Raw genomic sequence first — 21,069 nt, 5'->3', positions numbered from 1 at the left:
TCGAATCTCTATTCAACGGATCGTCCCACTGCCGGTGGTTTTATCGCGCTTTCGACCAAAGGAGATATCGTTTTTCCGTGAGAATTATTACGCCAAATTCAGTTCGTTAGTGGGTCCAATCGCTTGAAATCGCTCTAGAAACCGCTCTCTTCTTCCTCGACCAGAATTTCGCGTTTGCCGGCGTGGTTGGCCTGTCCGACGATGCCTTCGAGTTCCATCCGCTCCATCAATGACGCCGCACGGTTGTAGCCTATTTGCAGCCGGCGTTGAATGTAGGAGGTCGAGGCCTTGCGGTCGCGCTTGACGATCGCCACGGCCTGCTGGAACAGGTCGCCGCTGCCGTCGCCACCCATGCCGGTGGAATCGAATACCGCGCCGTCCTCGCCCTCGGCAGGTTCTTCCGCCGTAACGGCCTCGAGATATTCCGGCTGGCCCTGCGTCTTGAGATGGCGCACCACCTTCTCGACTTCCTCGTCGGAGGCAAACGGGCCGTGCACGCGGCTGATCCGTCCGCCGCCGGCCATATAGAGCATGTCGCCCTGGCCGAGCAGTTGCTCGGCGCCCATTTCGCCGAGAATGGTGCGGCTGTCGATTTTCGACGTGACCTGAAACGCGATGCGGGTCGGGAAGTTCGCCTTGATGGTGCCGGTGATGACGTCGACCGAGGGACGTTGCGTGGCGAGGATCACGTGCAGGCCCGCGGCGCGCGCCATCTGCGCCAGCCGCTGCACCGCGCCTTCGATGTCCTTGCCGGCGACCATCATCAGGTCGGCCATTTCGTCGACGATGATGACGATGTAGGGCAGCGGTTCGAGGTCGAGCTTTTCGTCCTCGTAGATCGCCTTGCCGGATTCCTTGTCGAAGCCGGTGTGCACCGTGCGCGTCAGCTCCTCGCCCTTGCCCTTGGCTTCGACGAGACGCTGGTTGTAGCCGTCGATGTTACGGACACCGAGCTTGGACATCTTCTTGTAGCGCTCTTCCATCTCGCGCACCGCCCATTTCAGCGCGACCACGGCCTTCTTCGGGTCGGTCACGACGGGCGTCAGCAGATGCGGGATGCCGTCATAGACGGAGAGTTCGAGCATTTTGGGATCGACCATGATCAGCCGGCACTGATCGGGCCGCAGCCGGTAGACCAGGCTGAGGATCATGGTGTTGATGGCGACCGATTTGCCGGAGCCGGTGGTGCCGGCGATCAGCATATGCGGCGTGCGCGCCAGGTCGATGATGATGGATTCGCCGCCGATGTTCTTGCCAAGGCAGAGCGGCAGTTTGGCGTGCGACTCGTCCTTCAGCGACAGCAGTTCGCGCAAATAGACCTTTTCGCGATGCGCGTTCGGCAATTCGATGCCGATGGCGTTGCGGCCGGCAACCACGGCGACGCGAGCCGACAGCGCGCTCATCGAGCGGGCGATGTCGTCGGCGAGACCGATGACGCGGGAGGATTTGATGCCGGGCGCCGGCTCGAGTTCGTACAGCGTGACGACAGGGCCGGGATTGGCCTTGACGATCTCGCCGCGGACGCCGAAGTCGCCGAGCACGCCTTCCAGCGCGCGCGAATTGGCTTCCAGTTCGCTCTTGCTGAGCGGCTGGCGATCGGACGCTTTTGGTGCCGTGAGCATCGAGACCGCCGGCAATTCGAACTTGTCGGATTTCCGTGGCGATGCCTTTGGCGCCGCCTTCTTGCGCGGGGCGCGGGCGACCGGGGCTTCCTCTTCCTCGTCTTCTTCCTCTTCTTCGTGCTCGTCTTCTTCCTGGGCTTGCGGGGCAATCGACGGCGCCGTCCGGCCGCCGAGGCTGGGCTCTTGCCGCTCGAAGGAAGCGGTGCGGGGCTGCGGCGCGCTTGCGACCAGCGAACGATAGGCCGTGGACATCAGCCAGCCGAGCCGGGCCTTGGCGCTCATCAGGGCATGATAGACCCAGCCGAGCGAGACCGAGCTGCGATCGCGCTCTTCCTCGAACGGCGCGTCATCGTCCTCGATCGGTGTCAGCTCCTCGTCGTCGCGCGGACGCGAACCCCAGCCGCTCGCAAACAGGAAGGTGGCGCACATCGCCGCGAACAGGATGATACCGAGCACCAGCCGGTAGATGAAACCGGCGGGCCCGAAGATTACGGCCGGCGCGCGCACCAGCGCATCGCCGACGACGCCGCCAAGCCCGGTCGGCAGCGGCCATGCGCCGCCATGCGGCCAGCAGCTGGCAAAGCCTGCCGCAATGATAGTGCAGAGGATCCAGCAGGCCAGGCGCAACGCTTCGCGGTCGAAGGTGCGATGGGTCAGCATGCGCCAACCCCACACCGCGACGGGCAGGATCAGCATGATCGCCCCAAGGCCGAGAATCTGCATCAACAGATCGGCGCCGATCGCGCCGGGATATCCGAGAACGTTGCGGATCGCGCGCGAGGTCGCGTGGCTCAAACTTGGATCCTGCACCGACCACGTCATCAGCGCGGCGGCGGCGACGCCGGAGATCGCGATCAGGCACAGGCCTGCGACCTCCCGCAGGCGCCGCGCCAGCGCGTCGCGGATCGAGGCCGGCAGATGGCCGACCAGGGGAATGACACGTTCGATCGCTGGCATGCTCATGGGGCCCTGCGATTAAGCCAAGGTTTCGACCAGGCGGTGCAACGCCTCGGCCGTTGATTCACTGTCCGATACCAGCGCCAGGCGGATATAGCCGGCGCCAGGATTGCTGCCGTCGTTTTGCGGACGCGACAGATAGGTTCCGGGGATCACGCGCACGCCGGCATCGCGATAGAGCTGCACCGTCGCAGCCTCGTCGCCGCCGCGGTCCGATACATCGAGCCAGACGCAGAAGCCGCCGGCGGGCCTGACATAGCCGTAGCGATTGCCGAGGATCTGATCGGCGAGATCGAACTTGATGCGATAGAGCCGGCGGTTCTCCTCGACATGCGCCTCGTCGCTATAGGCGGCAACCGCGACGTGCTGCAGCGGCACCGGCACCTGCGGGGCGGCGACATTGCGCAGTTCGTGAAAGACGCTGAGAAATTTCTTGTCGCCGGCCGCGAAGCCGACGCGCATGCCCGGCAGGTTCGAGCGCTTCGACAGCGATTGAAACGCCACGACGTTGCTGAAATCGGATCCTGCGCATTCGAGCACGCTGCCCGGCGCCTGTTTGGTGTAGATTTCCGAATAGCACTCGTCGCTCAGGATCATGAAGCCGTAGCGATCGGCGAGTTGCGTCAGACGGGTGAAGTAGTCGCGCGAGGCGACGGACCCTTGCGGATTGGCCGGCGAGGCGATGAACATCGCAACAGTGCGCGCCAGCGTCGCTTCATCGAGCGTATCGAGATCCGGCAGGAAGCCGTTGGCGAGCGTGGTCGGCAGATAGATCGGTTCGCAATTGGCGGCGCGCGCGCCGGCGCCATAGGCCGGATAGAACGGGTTCGGCATCAGGATCGCCGGCCTGCCCTTGCGGGGACCGACATAGCGCGCGGCCGTGATCGCCGCGAAGAACAGGCCTTCGCGGCTGCCGTTCAGCACCAGAATTTCGCTCTCGGGATCCATTGCCCGGGGCAGCTGGAACCGGGCCGAGAGCCAGTTCGCGACCGCCCGGCGGAATGGCTCGATGCCCTTGGCGATCGGGTAGCGGCCGAAATCGGCGATGTGTTTGGCCAGCACCGGCCCGACGAAGCTCGGGACAGGATGCTGCGGTTCTCCTAACGATAACGCGATCAATGGCTTACCGGGTTGATAGGGAGCCAGAAGCTCGGCCGTCCGCAGAAACGGCGAACGCTCGGCCTGACCGGCAGCGGGGACACTGCCGGCGCCCTGCGCCACGCCGGAAGAGGCGGTCATTGCCATGTCTAAAACGCCAGCACTTTCAATTGCGGTCGGGGGACGGACGGAGCGACCGGAAGCGGATCAAACCACCATAGATACGGCGAGGTTAAGACGCGATTAACCATCGGCGCCAGCGTCGATTTTGGTGGATTTTGGTCGATCCGGACCAGCAGTTCCGCGCCACATTCGGTTGTCATCCCCGCGCATGCGGGGATCCAGTACGCTGCGGCCTCTCCGTTTTGTCATTGACGCCTCTGGAATACTGGATCACCCGCCCCCCGTGCGCAATTGCGCACTCGGGCGGGTGACGACAGCTGAATATGTGGCCGCGATCTCGCGACGCATTGCGCCCGAGCTTTGCCAGAAATTCCTTGCCCCCAAAATAAGAGGGCGCAGGGAAGACCGGGTGCGCGCTGCACCCGCGGTCTCGCGTGCGGTTTGCACAAAACAAAGTGCACACGAGCATACAGGGCAGCGGAGAACACCCGGCCTTCCCTGCGCAATGGCTTTACGGCTTATGCCGTGATCTCCCCGGAGACGAGTTCTTGGTTGACTCCGTCGCTGCCGTTTCCGCTTGCGCTTCTCCAACAGCTTGACGCCAGCAACGGGCGCCAGGACCACACGGTTTTGCCGTACGCTTATCCACGCCGTCGTCGAGGCGTAAACCAGCGTCCACCGCAACCCGTCCAACGTCCGTGACGACGGCCGACGCCCTCTGAGTGGGACGGGATGGCCAAAGATATGCACCTGATTTTCCTTCTGGTAAACAGAAATATTTTTCATTTCGGGGCTTGACATGATTTCTGTAAATCAGAATTGATTTGCCCGTCGTGTTGTTTATGTCACAGCTAAGCGTCATTGCGAGGAGCGAAGCGACGAAGCAATCCACAATCGCTATGCCGCGCTATGGATTTGCTTCGCTTCGCTCGCAATGACGATGCCGGAACACCTACCGCTGCGGCAACCGCTCGAAACTCGGCATGCCCTCGGGAATGTGGTGGAAGGGCTGCTTGTCGACTGTGTAGATGGCGATCTGCGGCGTGATCATAGCGGGGTTATCGAGGGTTCCGACCTTCACCACCACGACCGGCCGCTGCGGCCGGGTCACCATATGCGTGCCGCATTCGGCGCAGAATTCGCGTGTCACCGGCTTCTCAAGGTCCTTGCGTGAAAACTGCTTCGGCCCACCTTTGGTGTATTTGAAGCCGTCGGGCGGCATCACAACGAACATATTGGGCGAGCCGCCGGTAACGTATTGGCATTCGCGGCAATGACATTGCGCCTGCATCATCGGCTCGCCCTCGGCCTGATAGCGCACAGCGCCGCAATAGCATCCGCCTTCGAGTTTCATGACGTCCTCCCGGTTGTTGTTGTGGTCAATTCTGCTCCGCGCGCAGGATTTGGCAATGCTTTTTTAGCTCTGGTTTCTGTTCCATCGTGAACTCTGCCGTTCCCGGATTAGTCTGTGCATGACGCCGGAAGGCGAGCCCGCAGGAGCATGTGATGGACGAGGACGGTTTCTGGAAGATCGTGCAGCGCGCGCACGATAATTCGGGCGGCGACATGGATCAAAAATGCGAAGGGCTGCGCCAGCAAATCGCAGCGCTGCCGAAGGACGAGGCGCTTGAATTTGCGCAGCACTTCGATGGGATGATGGACAAGGCCTATTGCTGGCCGCTGTGGGGCGCCGCCTACATCATCAATGGCGGTTGCAGCGACGATACCTTCTCCGATTTTCGCGCTGCGTTGATCTCCAGGGGACGTCAGGCATTCAAGCGCGCGCTGTCGGATCCGGACTCACTGGCGGACGACGGTTTTGATGAATTGGACTGGTTCTACGAAGGCTATCAATACGCCGTCACCGATGGTGTCGAAGCGGTTGCCGGCAATCCACCGCAGCGGAGTGCGCCGGCTCAGCCATCCGGAACCGAGTGGCAGGAAGACGAGGTATACGACCTGTTTCCGAAACTCAGCGCGAAGTTCGGGTGATGGTCCGCAGGATGGGTGGAGCCACGGGTCGCGCGAATTCGCGCCCGATGACAGGCGGGATACCCATCACCTCACCCGCGCAATGGAAGGATGAGTATCGCTGCGCTCCACCCATCCTACGATTCTTGTCCAGCGGCCCGAACAAAAAGAAAGGGGCTCCAACTTGCGCTGGAGCCCCTCAACGGTCAGGGCATTGCCGGGTATGTGCCCGAACCGGAGTTGTGGGTGCGACCCCAAGGGATCGCACCCCGGGAGAACTCACATATTGTAGGCGCGCTCCGTGTGCTCGGTGACATCGAGGCCTTCACGTTCGGTCTCGACGTTGACGCGCAGGCCGACGATGACATCGACGACCTTGAAGAGGATGGCAGACCCGATGCCCGACCACACCAGCGTGGTGCAGACGCCCCAGAACTGCGAGACCATCTGCGCTGCGAAGTCGTATTCGGCGACCTTGCCGATGGTGTAGTCCATGACGCCGGTACCGCCGAGGGCCGGGTTCACCAGGATGCCGGTGCCGAGCGCGCCGACGATGCCGCCGACGCAGTGGACGCCGAACACGTCGAGCGAGTCGTCATAGCCGAGCGCATTCTTCACCACGGTGCAGAAGAACAGGCAGACGATTCCGACCACGAGACCGAGCACGATCGCGCCCATCGGACCGGCGTAACCGGCCGCAGGCGTAACCGCCACCAGGCCCGCCACCGCACCCGACAACGCGCCGAGCACCGAGGGGTGACCCTTGACGATCCATTCCGCGAACATCCAGGCCATCGCCGCCGCTGCGGTTGCAACGAAGGAGTTGGTCATGGCGAGCGCGGCGCCGCCGGAGGCTTCGAGGTTCGATCCGGCATTGAAGCCGAACCAGCCGACCCAGAGCAGCGAAGCGCCGATCATGGTCATGGTCAGCGAGTGCGGAGCCATCAGCTCCTTGCCGTAACCGACGCGCTTGCCGATCAGGAGCGCACCGACGAGACCGGCGATGCCGGCGTTGATGTGCACCACGGTGCCACCCGCGAAGTCGATCGCGCCCTTCTTGAAGATCCAGCCCTGGTCGTCTCCGAACGCGGTCTTCGCCGCATCGAAGGCGGCCTGCGCAGCTGCCTTGTCCGTCGCGGCTTCGAACGTCTTGAGCGCCGCAGAGATCGCGTCCGGTCCGGCCCAGTACCAAACCATGTGCGCGATCGGCAGATAGATCAGCGTTACCCAGAGCGGCACGAACAGCGCGACAGCCGAGAACTTCATGCGTTCGGCGAAGGCGCCGACGATGAGTGCGGGGGTGATGCACGCGAAGGTCATCTGGAAGCAGATATAAATCAGCTCCGTGATGTTGACGTCGGCGGAGAAGGTCGCCGCCTGAGCGTCGAGAATCGTCTTGCCTTCCGGCGCGATCTTCAGGAACGCCTTGGAGAAGCCGCCGATGAAGTCCGATCCGCCGGTGAAGGCGAGGCTGTAGCCGTAGACCGCCCAGATCAGGGTGACGATGCAGACGGTGTAGAAAACCTGCATCAGGACCGAGAGCATGTTCTTGGAGCGGACCAGACCACCATAGAACAGTGCAAGGCCGGGGATCGTCATCAACAGCACCAGCACCGTCGACGTGAGCATCCAGGCGTTGTCGCCCTTGTTGACAGTGGCTTCCGCGTAAGCGGAGGTCGCGGCGAACATGCCGACGGCGAGGGCCGTCAATCCCGCGCTATAGGGACGTTTGAACGTCATTTGTTGTACTCCTGAGTGGTATGATTGAGCGCGAAATCAGAGGGCCGCGGCATCCGCCTCACCGGTGCGGATACGAACCGCATGGTCGAGGTTGATGACGAAGATCTTGCCGTCGCCGATTTGTCCGGTTTTTGCTGCCGAGGTGATGGCGTCGATGGTCTTGTCGACCTGATCCGAGGCCACAGCGACCTCGATCTTGATCTTGGGCAGGAAGCTCACCGCGTATTCAGCGCCGCGATAGATTTCCGTGTGGCCTTTCTGCCGACCATAGCCTTTGACTTCCGTCACCGTGAGACCGTGAACGCCAATGGCGGTCAGGGCGTCCCGGACTTCTTCGAGTTTGAATGGCTTGATGATCGCCATAACAATTTTCATGGGTCCTATCCCCGCTTGGCCCGGTTCAGACATACCGGGCGTTCTCGACTGAGGTTCACCACGCGGAGAAGTTCACTTCGCGGGCACAGCCAAGACCCATAGAATCAAATGCCGTGCCAGAACGGCGGATTTCCCTAACGGTTTATGAATCCGGGCCTTTTCGGCCTTTCGGGGAGGGGAACCAAACTGCGCTATTCCGTCGCGCTCAAAAAATAGGCACGTCTGGTCAAGGCGCGGGCACGCCAGACTCCGGACATAATCCTGCCCAGTGCGAGGGCAGGAAGGCGGTATTCAGATAGGTAGTTCTACTGAAGCGCCTCGCCGTGCTGCGAAATCTCCAAGCACTTTAGCTTCTGCTGCACCGAGACCTAGACGCGGACCCGTCAGGCGGCATCGCGTTCCGCGAGAACCTTGTCGATCAGTCCCCACGCGAGCGCCTGCTGGGCGGTCATAAAGTGATCGCGGTCCAGCGTCCGTTCCACCTCCTCTTCCGGACGTCCGCAATGCTGCGCATAGAGCCGGGTGATGCGCCGCTTGGTCTCCTGCATTTCAGTGGCATGGATCAGGACGTCGGACGCCTGGCCTTGGAAGCCGCCGAGCGGCTGGTGCACGTGAAGGCTGGCGTTGGGCAAGGCGGCGCGGTGACCGGGCTCACCCGCCATCAGCAGGAACGATCCCATGGAGCGCGCGGTGCCCATGCACAGTGTATGAACCGGTGCCTTGATGAACTGCATGGTGTCGTACATCGCAAGCCCGCTGGTGATCACGCCGCCATAGGAGTTGATGTAGAGATTGATCGGCTTGTTCGGGTTCTCGGCCTCGAGGAACAGCAGCTGCGCGCAAACAAGTCCGGACATGGCATCATTGACCTCGCCGTTCAGGAAGATGATGCGTTCGCGCAAGAGTCTGGAATAGATGTCGAAGGAGCGTTCGCCGCGGGTGGACTGTTCAACGACCATCGGGACGAGTTGCATCATGTCGCGCATCGGCGACCTCCGTTTCAGTAGGTTGATGAAGTCTCAGAAGGTGATGGTGTCTGCGATCAAGCCGCGCGCATCATGCAGCCGCTGTTGCTGTTGGCTGGCCGCGGCTGAATTCTGCGGATATCGCAGGCCTCTTGAATGATGCGGAAGCGGGTGCCGCCGGCCTCGTTTGGCGCGATCTTGAAGGTGACGTGGCTTTCGCGGAACGGCGGTTCTTGCTCGCGCAGACGATAGCGGACCTCCTCGCCCGTGACTGACGATTCCGGTTCGGCTCCGGAAAGATCGCAATCGGGAAGCCAGCGTTCGCGCAGCGCAGGAATGGTCACCGCGCGCCAGACTTTCTCGGGCGGCGCATCGAGTTCGTATTCGAGCTCGAGGGCCTCAGTGTGATCAGGCTCGACGGCATCGCTCATTGATCCATGTCCTTCAAGAGGTCGGAGAGCGCCTCGATGCGCTTCGGCCAGTAGGCGCGGTAGCGCGCAAGCCACGTCCCGATGCTGGCGATACCGTCCGGATCGACTTCGTAGTTCACGAAGCGGCCGTGCCGCTGTTCGCGCACGAGTCCGGCCGCGCGCAGCACCGCGAGATGCTGCGACACCGCCGGTTGGCTGATCTCCATTCCATCGCGCAAGGCGCTGGCGTTGAGGCTTCCGCCGGCGAGCTTCTCAAAGACCTTGCGGCGGGTGGGATCCGCCAGCGCCTTGAAGATGTCGGTTTCGATCATGTCAACACATAAGCACACACTTATGTGTTGTGCAAGCCCGACGCGACGCGGCGGCTTACTGAAGCGCCTCGCCGTGTTGCGAAATATCGAGGCCTTCGAGCTCCTGCTGCAGTGAGACCCGCAGCGGCACGAACGCGCTCACCAGCTTGAGCAGCACGAAGGTGACGCCGCCCGACCACACCAGGGTGACGCCGATGCCGTAGAGCTGGATCAGCACCTGCTGCGGATGGCCTTCGATCAGGCCGCCGGTGCCGCCGATGGCGGCGGTGGCAAAAACGCCGGCGAGCAGGGTGCCGGTCATGCCGCCGATGCCGTGGACGCCGAACACGTCGAGCGAATCGTCATACTTGAAGCGGTGCTTGAGCCAGGTGCAGGCCCAGAAGCAAACCAAACCCGCCACCAGACCGATGATGATTCCGTGCCACGGTGCGACGTAACCGGAGGCCGGCGTAATCGTGCCGAGGCCTGCGATCGCGCCGGAGATCATGCCGAGCACGGAGGGCTTGCGCCGCGTTGCCCATTCGATCGCGCCCCAGGTCAGCGCGCCGGCGCAGGCAGCCAGATGCGTTGCGGTGATGGCCATGACGGCGCGCGAGTTCGCCGCCAGCGCCGAGCCGCCGTTGAATCCGAACCAGCCGACCCACAGCAATCCGGTGCCGATGACGGCGAGCGACAGGTCGAACGGGGAGAGATTGTCGCTGCCATAGCCGTGACGCTGTCCCATCACCTTGGCGGCAACCAGACCGCCGATGCCGGCGGACAGATGCACGACGAGACCGCCGGCAAAATCCAGCACGCCCATGGCGGCGAGGAAGCCGCCGCCCCACACCCAATGCGCCAGCGGCACATAGACGAACATGAACCAGCCGATCGAGAACAGCAGATAGGCCGAGAACCGCATCCGGTCGGCTACCGCGCCCGCCACCAGCGCGACCGTGATGATCGCAAACGTCATCTGGTACAGCATGAAAAGCGCTTCCGGGATCGTCTTCGCCGCCGGGTTGACGCTGTCCATGGTAATGCCGATGAGGAACCAGCGGTCCAGCGTGCCGATCCAGGGACCGTCGCCGACGAACGCCAGCGAATAGCCGAAACACACCCAGAGAATGGAGATGATCGCGACCGCAGCGAGACTCTGCGCCATCGTCGCCAGCACGTTCTTCTTGCGCACCATGCCGGAATAGAACAGCGCCAGGCCCGGTATCGTCATCATCAGGACGAGCGCGGTGGCGACGATCATCCACGCGGTGTCGGCGGCGTTGATGGTCGATGTCTGCGCAAAGGCCGGCGTCGCCGGCGAGACGTTCATCGCAAGAATGCTGAGCGCAGCGATCTTCGCTGCACGAATCGAGAGTGCCCCCATGGAATTTCCCCGGCCTGTTGTCGTTCTGTTGTCGTTTTTTGTTCGCGCGTCAGGCGTCGTTGCCCGCGCGCGTTGAACTGAAATGAAAACTTCAGAGCGCGTCGCTGTCGGTCTCGCCGGTGCGAATGCGAAGTGCGTGATCGATCGGCGTCACGAAAATCTTGCCGTCGCCGATCTGGCCGGTGCGCGCATGCGCGGTGATGACCTCGACCGCCTTGTCCGCGACGTCGGAGGCGACCGCGATTTCGATGCGCAGCTTGGGCAGGAAGTTCACGACATATTCGGCGCCGCGATAGATTTCGGTGTGGCCCTTCTGACGGCCGTACCCCTTGACCTCGGTGACGGTCATGCCGTGCACGCCGATGGCGGTCAGCGCCTGGCGCACCTCGTCAAGCTTGAATGGTTTGATGATCGCGACGACGAGTTTCATGGTCAGGCCTTCATGTCTCTTGGGATGCTCTATTGAAAGTTCGCTTGAAAGTTCCTTGGACGGTCTTTCTAGACGTAGTTTTTGACGATCTTTTTGACGTTCTTTCGGCGTGTTCGGCAGGCTGGCCGCCCGGCGGCTCGCTGCCAAAATCCAAATCTGGCATCTTTCTATGCAAATGGCACAAAAAACTTGCAGGTTTAAGGGGAAAACATTTGCAGCTGGTGACCTCAGTCCCTGTACAGGGAATATGATCCTCCGACACAATGGGCTTTTCGCCAGCCGCCCCGCCGGCTTCCCCCGTTTCCACGACCCAAGGGATTAAAAATGTCGAACCGATCGTGGTTTTATGCAGCGAATGGCCAGCAACAGGGGCCCTTTCCGGAAGCCCAGCTGCGCGATCTCATCACAAGGGGCACGGTCAGGGCCGATACGCTGGTCTGGTCAGAGGGAATGTCCGGCTGGCAGCGCGCGGGCGAAATTCCCGGCCTGATGCCGGCGGATGGCGCCCCGCCGCCGGTTGCGCAACCGGGCGGCCCGCCGCCGATGAGCCGCGGCGCTGGCGGTGGCTATGCGGGCGGAGGCGGTTACGCCGGCGGCCCGCTGTCGATCGATTTCGGCATCCTGGAGTTTGTCTGGCGCAGCCTCGTGATGATTATCGGAATGGTGTTGGTGATCCCGGCGCCGTGGGTCCTGGTCTGGTACCTGAACTGGCTCGTGCCGTGCATCAAGGTGCCGGGCCGGCCGAACCTCAGCTTCACCGGCAATGCGATGACCATCGTTCCCTGGTATTTCGGGGCTATCGTGCTTCTCGTTGCGGTAACCTTCCTCGGCAGTGATGTGCTCAGCAATCTGGCGAACCTCGTCCAGTTTGTTCTCTACTGGCTTTTCCTGAAATGGTTCATCGCGAACCTCGCGTCCGACGGGCAGCCGCTCGGGCTCAGCTTCTCCGGTTCGATCTGGGCCTATCTGGGATACTCGATCCTCGGAGTGCTCGCCATCTTCACCATCATCGGCTGGGCGTGGGTTTATACCGCGATGATGCGTTGGGCTTGTCGCAATATCCAGGGCACGCAGCGTGAAGTCCTGTTCATCGGCACCGGGCTGGAATTCCTGTGGCGCGCGATCGTGGCCGGAATTGCCTCGATCTTCATCATCCCGATTCCATGGGTGTATCGATGGATGTGGCAGTGGCTGGCGTCGCAGACGGTGTTGGCCGAGCGAGGCGCGCAGCCGAACGGGTAGAAAACGCTATGCCCTGCGCTGGCGGATCGAGCCTTCCTGGGCCACCGACGCCACCAGCGTGCCGTCGGGCTTGAAGATCAGGCCGCGGGCCAACCCGCGGCCGCCCTGTGCGCTCGGTGAATCCTGCGAATAAAGCAGCCATTCGTCGGCGCGGAACGGCCGGTGAAACCACATCGCGTGATCGAGGCTGGCCGGCATCACGTTGCTGTCGAACAGCGTGCGGCCGTAGCGCGCCATCACGGCGTCGAGCAGCGAGAAATCCGACGCATAGGCCAGCGCGCACATATGCAGCGCCGGATCATCCGGGAGTTTTGCCGCGGTGCGGATCCAGACATTGATGCGGCCGTCGTCGATCTGCTCGCCGAAATAGCGGCCGAGTTCGACCGGGCGCAACTCGATCGGCCGGTCCATCTCGTAATAGCGCTGGATGAACTCCGGCATCTCCTTGAACACCGGCTGCTTGGCGACTTCCTCGGCGGAGAGTTTTTCCGGAGGCGGCACGTCCGGCATCTTGTCCTGGTGGTTGAAGGCGCCATCCTCCTCGGCGTGGAACGAGACCATGATCGAGAAGATCGCGTTGCCATGTTGAATGGCGGTGACGCGGCGGGTCGAATAGCTCTTGCCGTCGCGTAAGCGTTCGACCTGGTAGATAATCGGGACCTGCGGGTCGCCCGGCAGGATGAAATAGCAGTGCAGCGAATGCGGCAGCCGGCCTTCGACGGTGCGGCACGCCGCCACCATCGCCTGTCCGATCACCTGGCCGCCGAACACCCGCTGCCACGCGGTTTTCGGGCTGTTGCCGCGAAACAGATTCACCTCGATCGGTTCGATGTCGAGGATCGAAATCAGGTCGGTCACGCTTGCGGACATGGCGGCACTTTCGGTTTTTCGGGTCATTCCGGGGCACGCGTCGTCGCTTGAACCCGGAATCTCGAGATTCCCGGTTCGATGCTGCGCATCGCCCCGGAATGACGGGATAAAGCCTTGTTTCTCACCTCTGTTTCACCCAGCTATACTCCGGTAGCAAGAGTATGAATGAAGCAGGTCCCTATGCCGGCACAGCGAAGTATTGTCATCTGCGGCGGCGCCTTTGCGGGGCTGGCGCTGGCGCTGGCGCTCCGTCAGGGCCTGGGTCGCGATATTCCTGTCATCGTGGCCGATCCGGCGCTGGCCTCAAAGCCGAGCCGCGATCCGCGCGCCACCGCGATCGTCGCCGCCTGCCGGCGGCTGTTCGAGGCGCTCGGCGTCTGGGGCCAGATCGCGCCCACCGCGCAGCCGATTCTCGACATGGTCGTCACCGATTCCAAGCTTGATGACGCCACCCGTCCGGTGTTCCTCACCTTCGCCGGCAATGTCGAGCCCGGCGAGCCCTTCGCGCATATGGTCGAGAACCGATATCTGATCGATGCGCTGGTGGCGCGCACCGAGGCCGAGGGCATCGAGCTGCGCGCGACCGCCGTTGCCTCGTTCGATTCACGCACTGACGGCGTCGACGTGACGCTCGCCGACGGCACGATCATCGAAGCCAGCCTGCTGGTCGCCGCCGACGGCGCGCGCTCAAAGCTGCGCGAACGCGCCGGGATCGCCACCCATGGCTGGGACTATGATCAATCCGGCATCGTCGTCACCGTCGGCCATGAGCGCGATCATGGTGGCCGTGCCGAAGAACATTTTTTGCCCGCGGGCCCGTTCGCGATCCTGCCGCTGACCGGAAAGCGCTCGTCGCTGGTGTGGACCGAGAACCGTACCGAAGCCGCGCGCATCACCGCGCTCGGCGAAGATGAATTTCACGGCGAGCTCGAGCAGCGCTTCGGCCTGCATCTCGGCGAGGTCAAGGCGCTCGACAAGCCGCGCGCGTTTCCGCTCGGCTATTTCGTCGCGCGCTCCTTCATCGGCGAACGTCTGGCGCTGATCGGCGACGCCGCGCATGTGATCCACCCCATCGCAGGGCAGGGGCTCAATATGGGGCTGAAGGATGTCGCAGCCCTGGCCGAAGTCGTGGTCGACGCCGCGCGGCTCGGCATGGATCTCGGCCAGGCCGACGTGCTCGAACGGTACCAGCGCTGGCGCCGCTTCGACACCATGGCGATGGGAGTTGCGACCAACTCGCTGAACTTCCTGTTCTCGAACGAATCGACGCTGCTGCGCACCGTGCGCGACATCGGGTTGGGCCTGGTCGATCGCGCGCCGCCGCTGAAGAGCCTGTTCATCCGCCAGGCCGCGGGATTATCAGGCGAAGTGCCGCGGCTGCTGAAGGGCGAGGCGTTATAGCGCTCCATCTTTCGTCATGCCCGGCCTTGTGCCGGGCATCCACGACTTACTTTTGGGGCTGAGCGATGAAGACGTGGATGGCCGGGACAAGCCCGGCCATGACGGCGAGGAGAGTGATCGCCCTAATCGATCTTCCGGGCCTCTTCCGGCAGCATGATCGGGATGCCGTCGCGGATCGGGTAGGCGAGCTTGGCGGAGCGCGAGATCAGCTCCTGCGTGGAGGCGTCGAACTCCAGCGGGCCCTTGGTGATCGGGCACACCAGGATTTCCAGCAATTTCGGATCGACGGTGCTGTCGAGGCGTTCGGGCGAATTCATTTGTGATCTCCAGCTTGGCCGGTCCCTTAGCACACCAAACTTGTCATCGCGAGGTGGCTATCCGCAGCATTTCGTCGAGCATGGCCTGTTGCTGCGCCTTCGGCAGTGGCTGGTCCGACAGGGCAAAACCGAGAAACGCCCAATAGAGGATTTGCGCGCGGGCGCGGGCCACCTCCGCGGATAATCCGGACTGCGTCAACAGGCTCTCGACATAGCCGAGCCTGCGGCGGTCGATCGCCTGCACCGCCGCCCGCGCCGCGGAGTCGACGCTGGCCCAGGTGCGGACCGCGTTTTCCAGCGCCAATCTTGCGCCGAACACCCGGCGCAGCAGCACCTCGAGCGGATTCTCGTTCTTTGATGCCGCCTCGACCCCGGCGATGATCTGTTCGGCGGCGATTTCGCGCCATTGCTTGAGGATCGCGGCATGGAACGCGGAAATATCCGCGAAATGCCAGTAGAAACTGCCGCGCGACACCCCCATCGCCTTGGCCAGCGGTTCCGCCTTCAGCGCCGTGAAGCCGCTTTTCGCCAGCGTCTTCAGACCCTGGTCGACCCAATCCTGCCCCGAGAGTTGATCGCCCATGTTCCCGTCCTGCGACGTCCACCATACACTACTGTATTGACAGCCGCCAGGCGGCAAGTCATAACCATACACAACTGTATGGAGACTTATCCGATGCGCGATATCATTCTGCAATGCGCCGGCGTCGCCGGAATAGCGGTATCCCTGATTCACGGCGTGCTCGGGGAAACCAAGGTGTTCGCCAAAGCGACCATCCAGCCCGAGAGCTTGCGGACCCTGATCCGGCTGGTGTGGCAGGCCGGCACCGTGGCGTGGATCGGCGGCGCAGTGCTGCTGATCGCAGCTCCTTCCTTCGGCTCAGAGAGCGCCCGGCACTGGATCGTCATTACCGTGATCGCGATCTACGCCTTTGCGGCCGCGGCGAATGCGTGGTGGTCGCGCGGACGCGGCTTTGGATGGAAGGCGCTCACCGCCGTCGTCGCACTGGCGGTCGCGGGATACTAGGCGCCTTCCTGCGCCGCCGTGAAAACGGAGATGCCCATGGTCCGGGTGGGAGCAAGGAGAAGGGCCATGGGCAAGATGAATGCGCTTGATGCGGCGATGCTTACGGCGATTGCTGAAGCCGGCGCGTGCCTCAAGCAAGACGGAAGCCTCCGCGCCGCCAAGCGGCTACTCAATCAAACCGTCGCGCGTGACGCCTGCGAAGGACCCACCGCCGAAACGACGGAGCAGAAGGCTTTGCTCGGCAGCGCCAATCAAGTGGAAGCGGCCCGGGCAAATGTTAATGAGCGCAGCGAACGCATCCAGGGCCCGCTACCGCGGTCCCGTATCACTACGGAGCAAGTTCCGTACCGCTACGGATGCGCACCGTCGCGAGTTCCATTTCGCTGCGCGATAAGCAGTTCCGCGCGCGGTTCCGCATCGGGCGGTTCAATCAATCAAATGCACATTAGCGGGCAGATAGATCGAGATTTTCCGTAGAAACCCTGATGTATTCAACCATTATACATTCGTTCTTTACGCGCGGATAACTACGCCCTCGAAAGCTGCAAAGAAATTAGGAAGTAAAGAACCAGCGCGGGTAACCATGGTGACAAACAACCATGGCCGAATGACATGTTCCGCGTTCTTAGCTGCCTTACAGTCGAACACGACTGGCGACTGGTTCTCCTCGCCGGTCTCGTTTGCTTCGTCGCAAGCGTTGTCGCCATCCATATCTTTCATCGGGCGATCTCGTCGCATGCCAGGACGCGGCTGATCTGGATTGCAATTGCGGGCGCCGCGATCGGGTACGGGATCTGGGCGACGCACTTTATCGCGATGCTCGCCTACGAGCCCGGTGTCACGACCGGATACGGCGTGGCCTTGACCGGGCTGTCGCTCGCCGCGGCCATGATACTGACTTCCGGCGGGTTCGGCTTCTCCGCCAATGCGCCCGGCCGGTGGCGAGCACCGATCGGCGGCGGAATCATCGGCGCGGGCATTGCCAGCATGCACTATCTCGGCATGTGGGCGCTCGAAGTCCCGGGCCGGGTCACCTGGTCGCTCGATCTCGTGTTCGCCTCCATCATTGTGGGCATGATGTTCGGTTATGCGGCGCTCGCGTTCGCGGTCCGCTACAAGGATCTGTGGGGAACATTTGTCGCTGCGATTTTCCTGACGCTCGCAATTGTTTCGCATCATTTCACGGCGATGGGCGCGGTAGAAATTGTCCCCGATCCGACGCGGGGACCTGACGAGATGTCACTTTCTCCCGCGTTTCTCGCGGTGGCGATTGCGGGCGTGGCTCTGTCGGTGCTCGGGATGAGCCTGGTCGGCGTGCTGGCGGATCGCCGCCTCGCCAACCGGACGCGCAAATTCGAGGAAATCATCGATCAGCTCTCGCTCGCGCGGCAACAGGTCGAAGGCTCCCAAAAGGAATTGCAGGAGCAGAAGCTCAGGCTGGATTCGGCGATCAACAACATGGGCGAAGGTCTCTGCATGTTCGATGCGGAGAAGCGGCTTGTCGTCTGCAACGATCGTTACGCCAAAATGTATCAGCTGCCGCCGGAACTGTTGCTGGCGGGGACACCACACCGCGAAATCATCGAGCATCGCATCAGCAACGGCATCCTCAAGGGTGGCACCAATGACAGCACCGCAAAGCAGGTGCTGTCGGCCCTGAATGCGCTGCCAAGCAACGTCCCGGCAAGTCGCGTCGACGAGCTTGCCGATGGTCGATTGATCTGCGTTACGAGGCAACCGATGCCCGGCGGCGGCTGGGTGGCGACGCACCAGGACGTCACCGAGCAGCGCAGGTCCGAGGCCAAGATCACGCATATGGCCCATCACGACGCGCTGACCGACCTGCCAAATCGCGTCCTCTTGAGGAAGCGATTGGAGCTCGCCCTTTCCATCACGCGCAGGGGTGGCGCCGATCTCGCGGTGCTCATGCTTGATCTTGACCGCTTCAAGGAGGTCAACGACACGCTGGGGCACCCCACCGGAGACGCGCTGTTGCAAGCCGTTGCCGCGCGGCTGCTGGCGTGCGTCAGGGAAACGGCGATGGTCGCGCGGCTGGGCGGCGACGAGTTCGCCGTCATCGAGTGCGTGGAAAATCCGCTGGTGGAAGCCGTGGCGCTCGCCGAACGAATCAAGGCCGAGCTTTGCGAACCTTTCGATCTTGGCGATCACCGGGTCACCGTCGGAACGAGCATCGGCATTGCCGTTGCGCCACGCGACGGAACCGATTCCGATGAAATTCTCAAGAAAGCGGACCTCGCCTTGTATTCCGCCAAGAATGGCGGGCGTGGTTCCTTCCGTTTCTTCGAGCCGGAACTCGACGAACTCATGCATGCCCGCCGCAACCTCGAACGGGATATGCGCAGCGCGCTTGCCAATGATGAGTTCGAACTGCGCTACCAGCCGATCGTCAATTTCAAGAACGGCAAGATCAGCGGCTTTGAGGCGTTGCTGCGTTGGCATCATCCCCAGCGCGGCTGGGTGATGCCCGGCGACTTTATCCCGCTTGCGGAAGAAACCGGCTTGATCGTGCCGATCGGAGAGTGGGTACTGCGGACGGCGTGCGTGGAGGCGGCAAAATGGCCGGCCCATCTCAAGATCGCGATAAATCTGTCTCCGGCTCAATTCAGAAGCAAGGACCTGGTTCGGGTCATTGTCAGCGCCCTGGCGAGTTCGGGAATTGCGCCACCAAGACTTGAGCTCGAGGTGACCGAAACGGCCATCATGCACGACAGCGAAGCCGTGTTCGCTGCGCTCGGTCAGCTGCACGAACTGGGCGTGCGAGTTGCACTGGATGATTTCGGCACGGGCTACTCATCGCTGAGCTTTTTGCAAAAATTCTCGTTCGACAAGATCAAAATTGACCGCAGCTTCGTCAGCGAGCTGACCAGCCCGCAGGAAGAGTCCCGCGTCATCGCGCGTGCGGTGGTTCGATTTGCCGTGAGCCTCGGCAAGACCACCACGGCCGAAGGCGTGGAAACCCAGGAACAATGGGACATCCTCCGCGGAGAGGACTGCGTCGAATCGCAAGGCTATTATTTCAGTCCGCCGGTAACGAGCGCCGAAGTTGCGAAAATGGTGCGCTCGCGGGTCAAGGCAGCCGCGAACGCGGCGTAGCCGGCGCGGTTTACTGCAGTCCCGTATCGCCGCCGCTGGTGCGCTTCTTGGCGAGGTCCATCTCGGTCACCGCGACCAGGATTTCCGCGCGCGTCTTCAAATCGGGCGCTTCCAGCATCGCCTGCTTTTCGGCGGGGCCATAGGGCGACATCATCGCCAGCGCATTGACCAGCGCCTCGTTGGGCGCGCTCTCGATGCCTTCCCAATCCACTTTCAAATTGTTGGCGTTGAGAAAATCGGTCAGCACCTCGAGCAGCGCCTCGCGGTCGACGGCCTCTTCGCCCTTGCGCGCGGTGAAGTCGTCAACAAAGGGGAAGAAATCCACCTTGCATTGCCGGTACGCGGTCAGCACCGTCAGCTCTTCGACCACCCGAAAGCGCGAGACGCCGGTGAGTTCGAGGATGTAGCGGCCGTCGCCGGATTCGGCGAGCTGGGTGATGCGGCCGACGCAGCCGACCTTGAACAGCATCGGCCGCGCCTCGTCCTTGCTGTGGGAAATATCCGGCTGGATCATCCCGATCAGGCGGTGGCCGTCGCGCAGCGTGTCGTCGACCATCGCCAGATAGCGCGGCTCGAAGATGTTGAGCGGCATCTGGCCGCGCGGCAGCAGCAGTGCACCCGGCAGCGGAAACACCGGAATGATTTCGGGAAGCTCGCCGGGTCCGCGGTATTCGGCATTGATCGGCATCTGCGGCCCCGGCTCTACTGCATGAGATGTCTATGTCTTGTGCGTATTCTTATCGCAAAACCGGTGTCCACGGTTGCGGAATACGCAACTCACGAGAACAGGATCGTCGACAGCCGCCTGCGTCCATCCACGGTCGCTTCATCGGCACCGCCCCACGCTTCGAAGAACTGCACCAGCTGCTTGCGCGCGCCATCCTCGTTCCACTTGCGGTCCCGCTTGACGATTTCGAGCAGCTGGTTGGTCGCTTCGGCACGGTTGCCTTGGGCGTTGAGCGCGGTCGCCAGATCGAACCTAGCCTGATGATCGAGCGGGTCTGCGGCGACTTTCTGTTCCAGCTCGGTGACCGGGCCGACGGATTGCGCCTGTTCGGCGAGATCGATCGAGACCTGCACGGCCTTGACGGCGGCGTCATTGCGCTTGGATTCCGGCACCATCGCGATGGTCTGCTTGGCCTGCTCGATGGCACCTGTCGTCACGTAGCATTTCGCGAGACCCGCCAACGCGGCGATATTGGTGGAATCGATCGACAGCACCTCGGCATAGATCTGCGCCGCGGCAGCCGCATCGCCTTCCGCCAGCACGGCCTCGGCCTCCTGCAGAATTTCGGCAATGTTCGGTTCGCCCGGTGCGGCCATGCCCTTGGTGAGCTTGTCGATGAAGGCGGTGACCTGGCTTTCCGGCACCGCGCCCATGAAGCCATCGGCGGGCTGGCCGTTGACGAAGGCGATCACGGCCGGGATCGACTGGATTCCCATCTGGCCGGGGATCTGCGGATGCTGGTCGATGTTCATCTTGACCAGCTTGACCTTGCCCTTGGCGGCGCGGACGGCCTTTTCGATGATCGGCGTCAACTGACGGCACGGACCGCACCACTCCGCCCAGAAGTCGATCAGCACCGGCTGGCGCTTCGATTCCTCGATGACGTCCTTCACGAAGGTCTGGGTGGTGGTATCCTTGATCAGATCGGGTACGGCCTGCGGCGCGGGGCCGCCGCCCTGCTCAATTATCGTCACGATGTATCCTC

The 21,069-nt window shown here is 62.5% G+C and carries 21 protein-coding genes; 6 read left to right on the top strand and 15 right to left on the bottom strand.

Annotated elements, in window-relative coordinates; genetic code table 11:
• Nucleotides 1-134: 134 nt before the first annotated feature.
• The 3 genes from JQ600_RS01150 to JQ600_RS01140 form a co-directional block, all read right to left on the bottom strand.
• The gene (locus JQ600_RS01150) at nt 135-2,585 is read right to left on the bottom strand and encodes a DNA translocase FtsK (protein ID WP_212386226.1); all 2,451 of its coding nucleotides are present in this window, start codon (nt 2,583-2,585) and stop codon (nt 135-137) included.
• A 12-nt stretch (nt 2,586-2,597) separates the two neighbouring features.
• Entirely contained in the window at nt 2,598-3,824 is a 1,227-nt protein-coding gene (locus tag JQ600_RS01145) for an aminotransferase class I/II-fold pyridoxal phosphate-dependent enzyme (RefSeq protein WP_212264171.1), read from the bottom strand.
• A 928-nt stretch (nt 3,825-4,752) separates the two neighbouring features.
• A complete protein-coding gene (locus JQ600_RS01140) occupies nt 4,753-5,154 on the bottom strand; it encodes a GFA family protein (protein WP_212268522.1) in 402 nt (133 codons plus the stop codon).
• Between the two features lie 152 nt (nt 5,155-5,306).
• Between JQ600_RS01140 and JQ600_RS01135 the strand changes: the two genes are divergently transcribed.
• The gene (locus JQ600_RS01135) at nt 5,307-5,792 is read left to right on the top strand and encodes a DUF4240 domain-containing protein (protein WP_212268523.1); all 486 of its coding nucleotides are present in this window, start codon (nt 5,307-5,309) and stop codon (nt 5,790-5,792) included.
• 258 nt (nt 5,793-6,050) lie between these two features.
• On the opposite strand, the gene JQ600_RS01130 is transcribed toward JQ600_RS01135, so the two are convergent.
• From JQ600_RS01130 to JQ600_RS01100, 7 genes are all read right to left on the bottom strand, one after another.
• Nucleotides 6,051-7,511, bottom strand: a complete 1,461-nt coding sequence (locus JQ600_RS01130) for an ammonium transporter (RefSeq protein WP_212268525.1) — start codon at nt 7,509-7,511, stop codon at nt 6,051-6,053.
• A 36-nt stretch (nt 7,512-7,547) separates the two neighbouring features.
• Entirely contained in the window at nt 7,548-7,886 is a 339-nt protein-coding gene (locus JQ600_RS01125; RefSeq protein ID WP_008142813.1) for a P-II family nitrogen regulator, read from the bottom strand.
• 383 nt (nt 7,887-8,269) lie between these two features.
• Nucleotides 8,270-8,872 (bottom strand): ATP-dependent Clp protease proteolytic subunit, encoded by a 603-nt coding sequence (locus JQ600_RS01120; protein WP_212389501.1) that lies wholly within the window; start codon nt 8,870-8,872, stop codon nt 8,270-8,272.
• Nucleotides 8,873-8,928: 56 nt separating this feature from the next.
• Nucleotides 8,929-9,282, bottom strand: a complete 354-nt coding sequence (locus tag JQ600_RS01115; protein WP_212268529.1) for an SRPBCC domain-containing protein — start codon at nt 9,280-9,282, stop codon at nt 8,929-8,931.
• Complete coding sequence (locus JQ600_RS01110; protein ID WP_212268531.1) at nt 9,279-9,593, bottom strand: helix-turn-helix transcriptional regulator; 315 nt, start codon at nt 9,591-9,593, stop codon at nt 9,279-9,281. Before JQ600_RS01110 ends, JQ600_RS01115 begins: the two co-directional genes overlap by 4 nt.
• A gap of 55 nt (nt 9,594-9,648) precedes the next feature.
• On the bottom strand, nt 9,649-10,956 hold the full coding sequence (locus JQ600_RS01105) for an ammonium transporter (RefSeq protein ID WP_212268534.1): 1,308 nt from the start codon (nt 10,954-10,956) through the stop codon (nt 9,649-9,651).
• A 91-nt stretch (nt 10,957-11,047) separates the two neighbouring features.
• Nucleotides 11,048-11,386 (bottom strand): P-II family nitrogen regulator, encoded by a 339-nt coding sequence (locus JQ600_RS01100; protein ID WP_192740630.1) that lies wholly within the window; start codon nt 11,384-11,386, stop codon nt 11,048-11,050.
• Between the two features lie 324 nt (nt 11,387-11,710).
• Between JQ600_RS01100 and JQ600_RS01095 the strand changes: the two genes are divergently transcribed.
• The gene (locus JQ600_RS01095) at nt 11,711-12,628 is read left to right on the top strand and encodes a DUF4339 domain-containing protein (protein ID WP_212389499.1); all 918 of its coding nucleotides are present in this window, start codon (nt 11,711-11,713) and stop codon (nt 12,626-12,628) included.
• A gap of 6 nt (nt 12,629-12,634) precedes the next feature.
• Here JQ600_RS01095 and tesB read toward each other — a convergent pair whose 3' ends face one another.
• The gene (gene tesB, locus JQ600_RS01090; RefSeq protein ID WP_212268538.1) at nt 12,635-13,498 is read right to left on the bottom strand and encodes an acyl-CoA thioesterase II; all 864 of its coding nucleotides are present in this window, start codon (nt 13,496-13,498) and stop codon (nt 12,635-12,637) included.
• Nucleotides 13,499-13,678: 180 nt separating this feature from the next.
• Here tesB and JQ600_RS01085 point away from each other — a divergent pair, with 180 nt between their 5' ends.
• Complete coding sequence (locus JQ600_RS01085) at nt 13,679-14,899, top strand: ubiquinone biosynthesis hydroxylase (protein WP_212389507.1); 1,221 nt, start codon at nt 13,679-13,681, stop codon at nt 14,897-14,899.
• Nucleotides 14,900-15,021: 122 nt separating this feature from the next.
• Here JQ600_RS01085 and JQ600_RS01080 read toward each other — a convergent pair whose 3' ends face one another.
• Nucleotides 15,022-15,216 (bottom strand): Trm112 family protein, encoded by a 195-nt coding sequence (locus JQ600_RS01080; protein WP_212268540.1) that lies wholly within the window; start codon nt 15,214-15,216, stop codon nt 15,022-15,024.
• A 43-nt stretch (nt 15,217-15,259) separates the two neighbouring features.
• On the bottom strand, nt 15,260-15,799 hold the full coding sequence (locus JQ600_RS01075) for a TetR/AcrR family transcriptional regulator (protein WP_212389498.1): 540 nt from the start codon (nt 15,797-15,799) through the stop codon (nt 15,260-15,262).
• A gap of 93 nt (nt 15,800-15,892) precedes the next feature.
• On the opposite strand from JQ600_RS01075, the gene JQ600_RS01070 reads away from it, so the two are divergent.
• The 3 genes from JQ600_RS01070 to JQ600_RS01060 all read left to right on the top strand — a co-directional run bounded on the left by JQ600_RS01070 (nt 15,893) and on the right by JQ600_RS01060 (nt 19,357).
• Entirely contained in the window at nt 15,893-16,243 is a 351-nt protein-coding gene (locus JQ600_RS01070; protein ID WP_212210265.1) for a hypothetical protein, read from the top strand.
• A 66-nt stretch (nt 16,244-16,309) separates the two neighbouring features.
• A complete protein-coding gene (locus JQ600_RS01065) occupies nt 16,310-16,720 on the top strand; it encodes a hypothetical protein (protein WP_212389497.1) in 411 nt (136 codons plus the stop codon).
• A 135-nt stretch (nt 16,721-16,855) separates the two neighbouring features.
• Nucleotides 16,856-19,357: an EAL domain-containing protein gene (locus JQ600_RS01060; RefSeq protein ID WP_212268546.1), complete on the top strand. Its 2,502-nt coding sequence runs from the start codon at nt 16,856-16,858 to the stop codon at nt 19,355-19,357.
• A 10-nt stretch (nt 19,358-19,367) separates the two neighbouring features.
• On the opposite strand, the gene JQ600_RS01055 is transcribed toward JQ600_RS01060, so the two are convergent.
• Together JQ600_RS01055 and trxA are read right to left on the bottom strand one after the other, a co-directional pair.
• On the bottom strand, nt 19,368-20,045 hold the full coding sequence (locus JQ600_RS01055) for an LON peptidase substrate-binding domain-containing protein (RefSeq protein WP_212268548.1): 678 nt from the start codon (nt 20,043-20,045) through the stop codon (nt 19,368-19,370).
• A gap of 89 nt (nt 20,046-20,134) precedes the next feature.
• Nucleotides 20,135-21,058, bottom strand: a complete 924-nt coding sequence (gene trxA / locus JQ600_RS01050) for a thioredoxin (RefSeq protein ID WP_212389496.1) — start codon at nt 21,056-21,058, stop codon at nt 20,135-20,137.
• Nucleotides 21,059-21,069: the final 11 nt, after the last annotated feature.

The sequence above is a fragment of the Bradyrhizobium sp. AUGA SZCCT0176 genome (genome assembly GCF_018130145.1).
Lineage (GTDB): Bacteria > Pseudomonadota > Alphaproteobacteria > Rhizobiales > Xanthobacteraceae > Bradyrhizobium.
This window is presented reverse-complemented; position numbering and strand designations above follow the sequence as displayed.

Coding starts and splice junctions, on each gene's coding strand:
- JQ600_RS01150 (WP_212386226.1), bottom strand. CDS start 2,585: ATGAGCATGCCAGCGATCGAACGTGTCATTCCCCTGGTCGGCCATCTG.
- JQ600_RS01145 (WP_212264171.1), bottom strand. CDS start 3,824: ATGGCAATGACCGCCTCTTCCGGCGTGGCGCAGGGCGCCGGCAGTGTC.
- JQ600_RS01140 (WP_212268522.1), bottom strand. CDS start 5,154: ATGAAACTCGAAGGCGGATGCTATTGCGGCGCTGTGCGCTATCAGGCC.
- JQ600_RS01135 (WP_212268523.1), top strand. CDS start 5,307: ATGGACGAGGACGGTTTCTGGAAGATCGTGCAGCGCGCGCACGATAAT.
- JQ600_RS01130 (WP_212268525.1), bottom strand. CDS start 7,511: ATGACGTTCAAACGTCCCTATAGCGCGGGATTGACGGCCCTCGCCGTC.
- JQ600_RS01125 (WP_008142813.1), bottom strand. CDS start 7,886: ATGAAAATTGTTATGGCGATCATCAAGCCATTCAAACTCGAAGAAGTC.
- JQ600_RS01120 (WP_212389501.1), bottom strand. CDS start 8,872: ATGCGCGACATGATGCAACTCGTCCCGATGGTCGTTGAACAGTCCACC.
- JQ600_RS01115 (WP_212268529.1), bottom strand. CDS start 9,282: ATGAGCGATGCCGTCGAGCCTGATCACACTGAGGCCCTCGAGCTCGAA.
- JQ600_RS01110 (WP_212268531.1), bottom strand. CDS start 9,593: ATGATCGAAACCGACATCTTCAAGGCGCTGGCGGATCCCACCCGCCGC.
- JQ600_RS01105 (WP_212268534.1), bottom strand. CDS start 10,956: ATGGGGGCACTCTCGATTCGTGCAGCGAAGATCGCTGCGCTCAGCATT.
- JQ600_RS01100 (WP_192740630.1), bottom strand. CDS start 11,386: ATGAAACTCGTCGTCGCGATCATCAAACCATTCAAGCTTGACGAGGTG.
- JQ600_RS01095 (WP_212389499.1), top strand. CDS start 11,711: ATGTCGAACCGATCGTGGTTTTATGCAGCGAATGGCCAGCAACAGGGG.
- tesB (WP_212268538.1), bottom strand. CDS start 13,498: ATGTCCGCAAGCGTGACCGACCTGATTTCGATCCTCGACATCGAACCG.
- JQ600_RS01085 (WP_212389507.1), top strand. CDS start 13,679: ATGCCGGCACAGCGAAGTATTGTCATCTGCGGCGGCGCCTTTGCGGGG.
- JQ600_RS01080 (WP_212268540.1), bottom strand. CDS start 15,216: ATGAATTCGCCCGAACGCCTCGACAGCACCGTCGATCCGAAATTGCTG.
- JQ600_RS01075 (WP_212389498.1), bottom strand. CDS start 15,799: ATGGGCGATCAACTCTCGGGGCAGGATTGGGTCGACCAGGGTCTGAAG.
- JQ600_RS01070 (WP_212210265.1), top strand. CDS start 15,893: ATGCGCGATATCATTCTGCAATGCGCCGGCGTCGCCGGAATAGCGGTA.
- JQ600_RS01065 (WP_212389497.1), top strand. CDS start 16,310: ATGGGCAAGATGAATGCGCTTGATGCGGCGATGCTTACGGCGATTGCT.
- JQ600_RS01060 (WP_212268546.1), top strand. CDS start 16,856: ATGTTCCGCGTTCTTAGCTGCCTTACAGTCGAACACGACTGGCGACTG.
- JQ600_RS01055 (WP_212268548.1), bottom strand. CDS start 20,045: ATGCCGATCAATGCCGAATACCGCGGACCCGGCGAGCTTCCCGAAATC.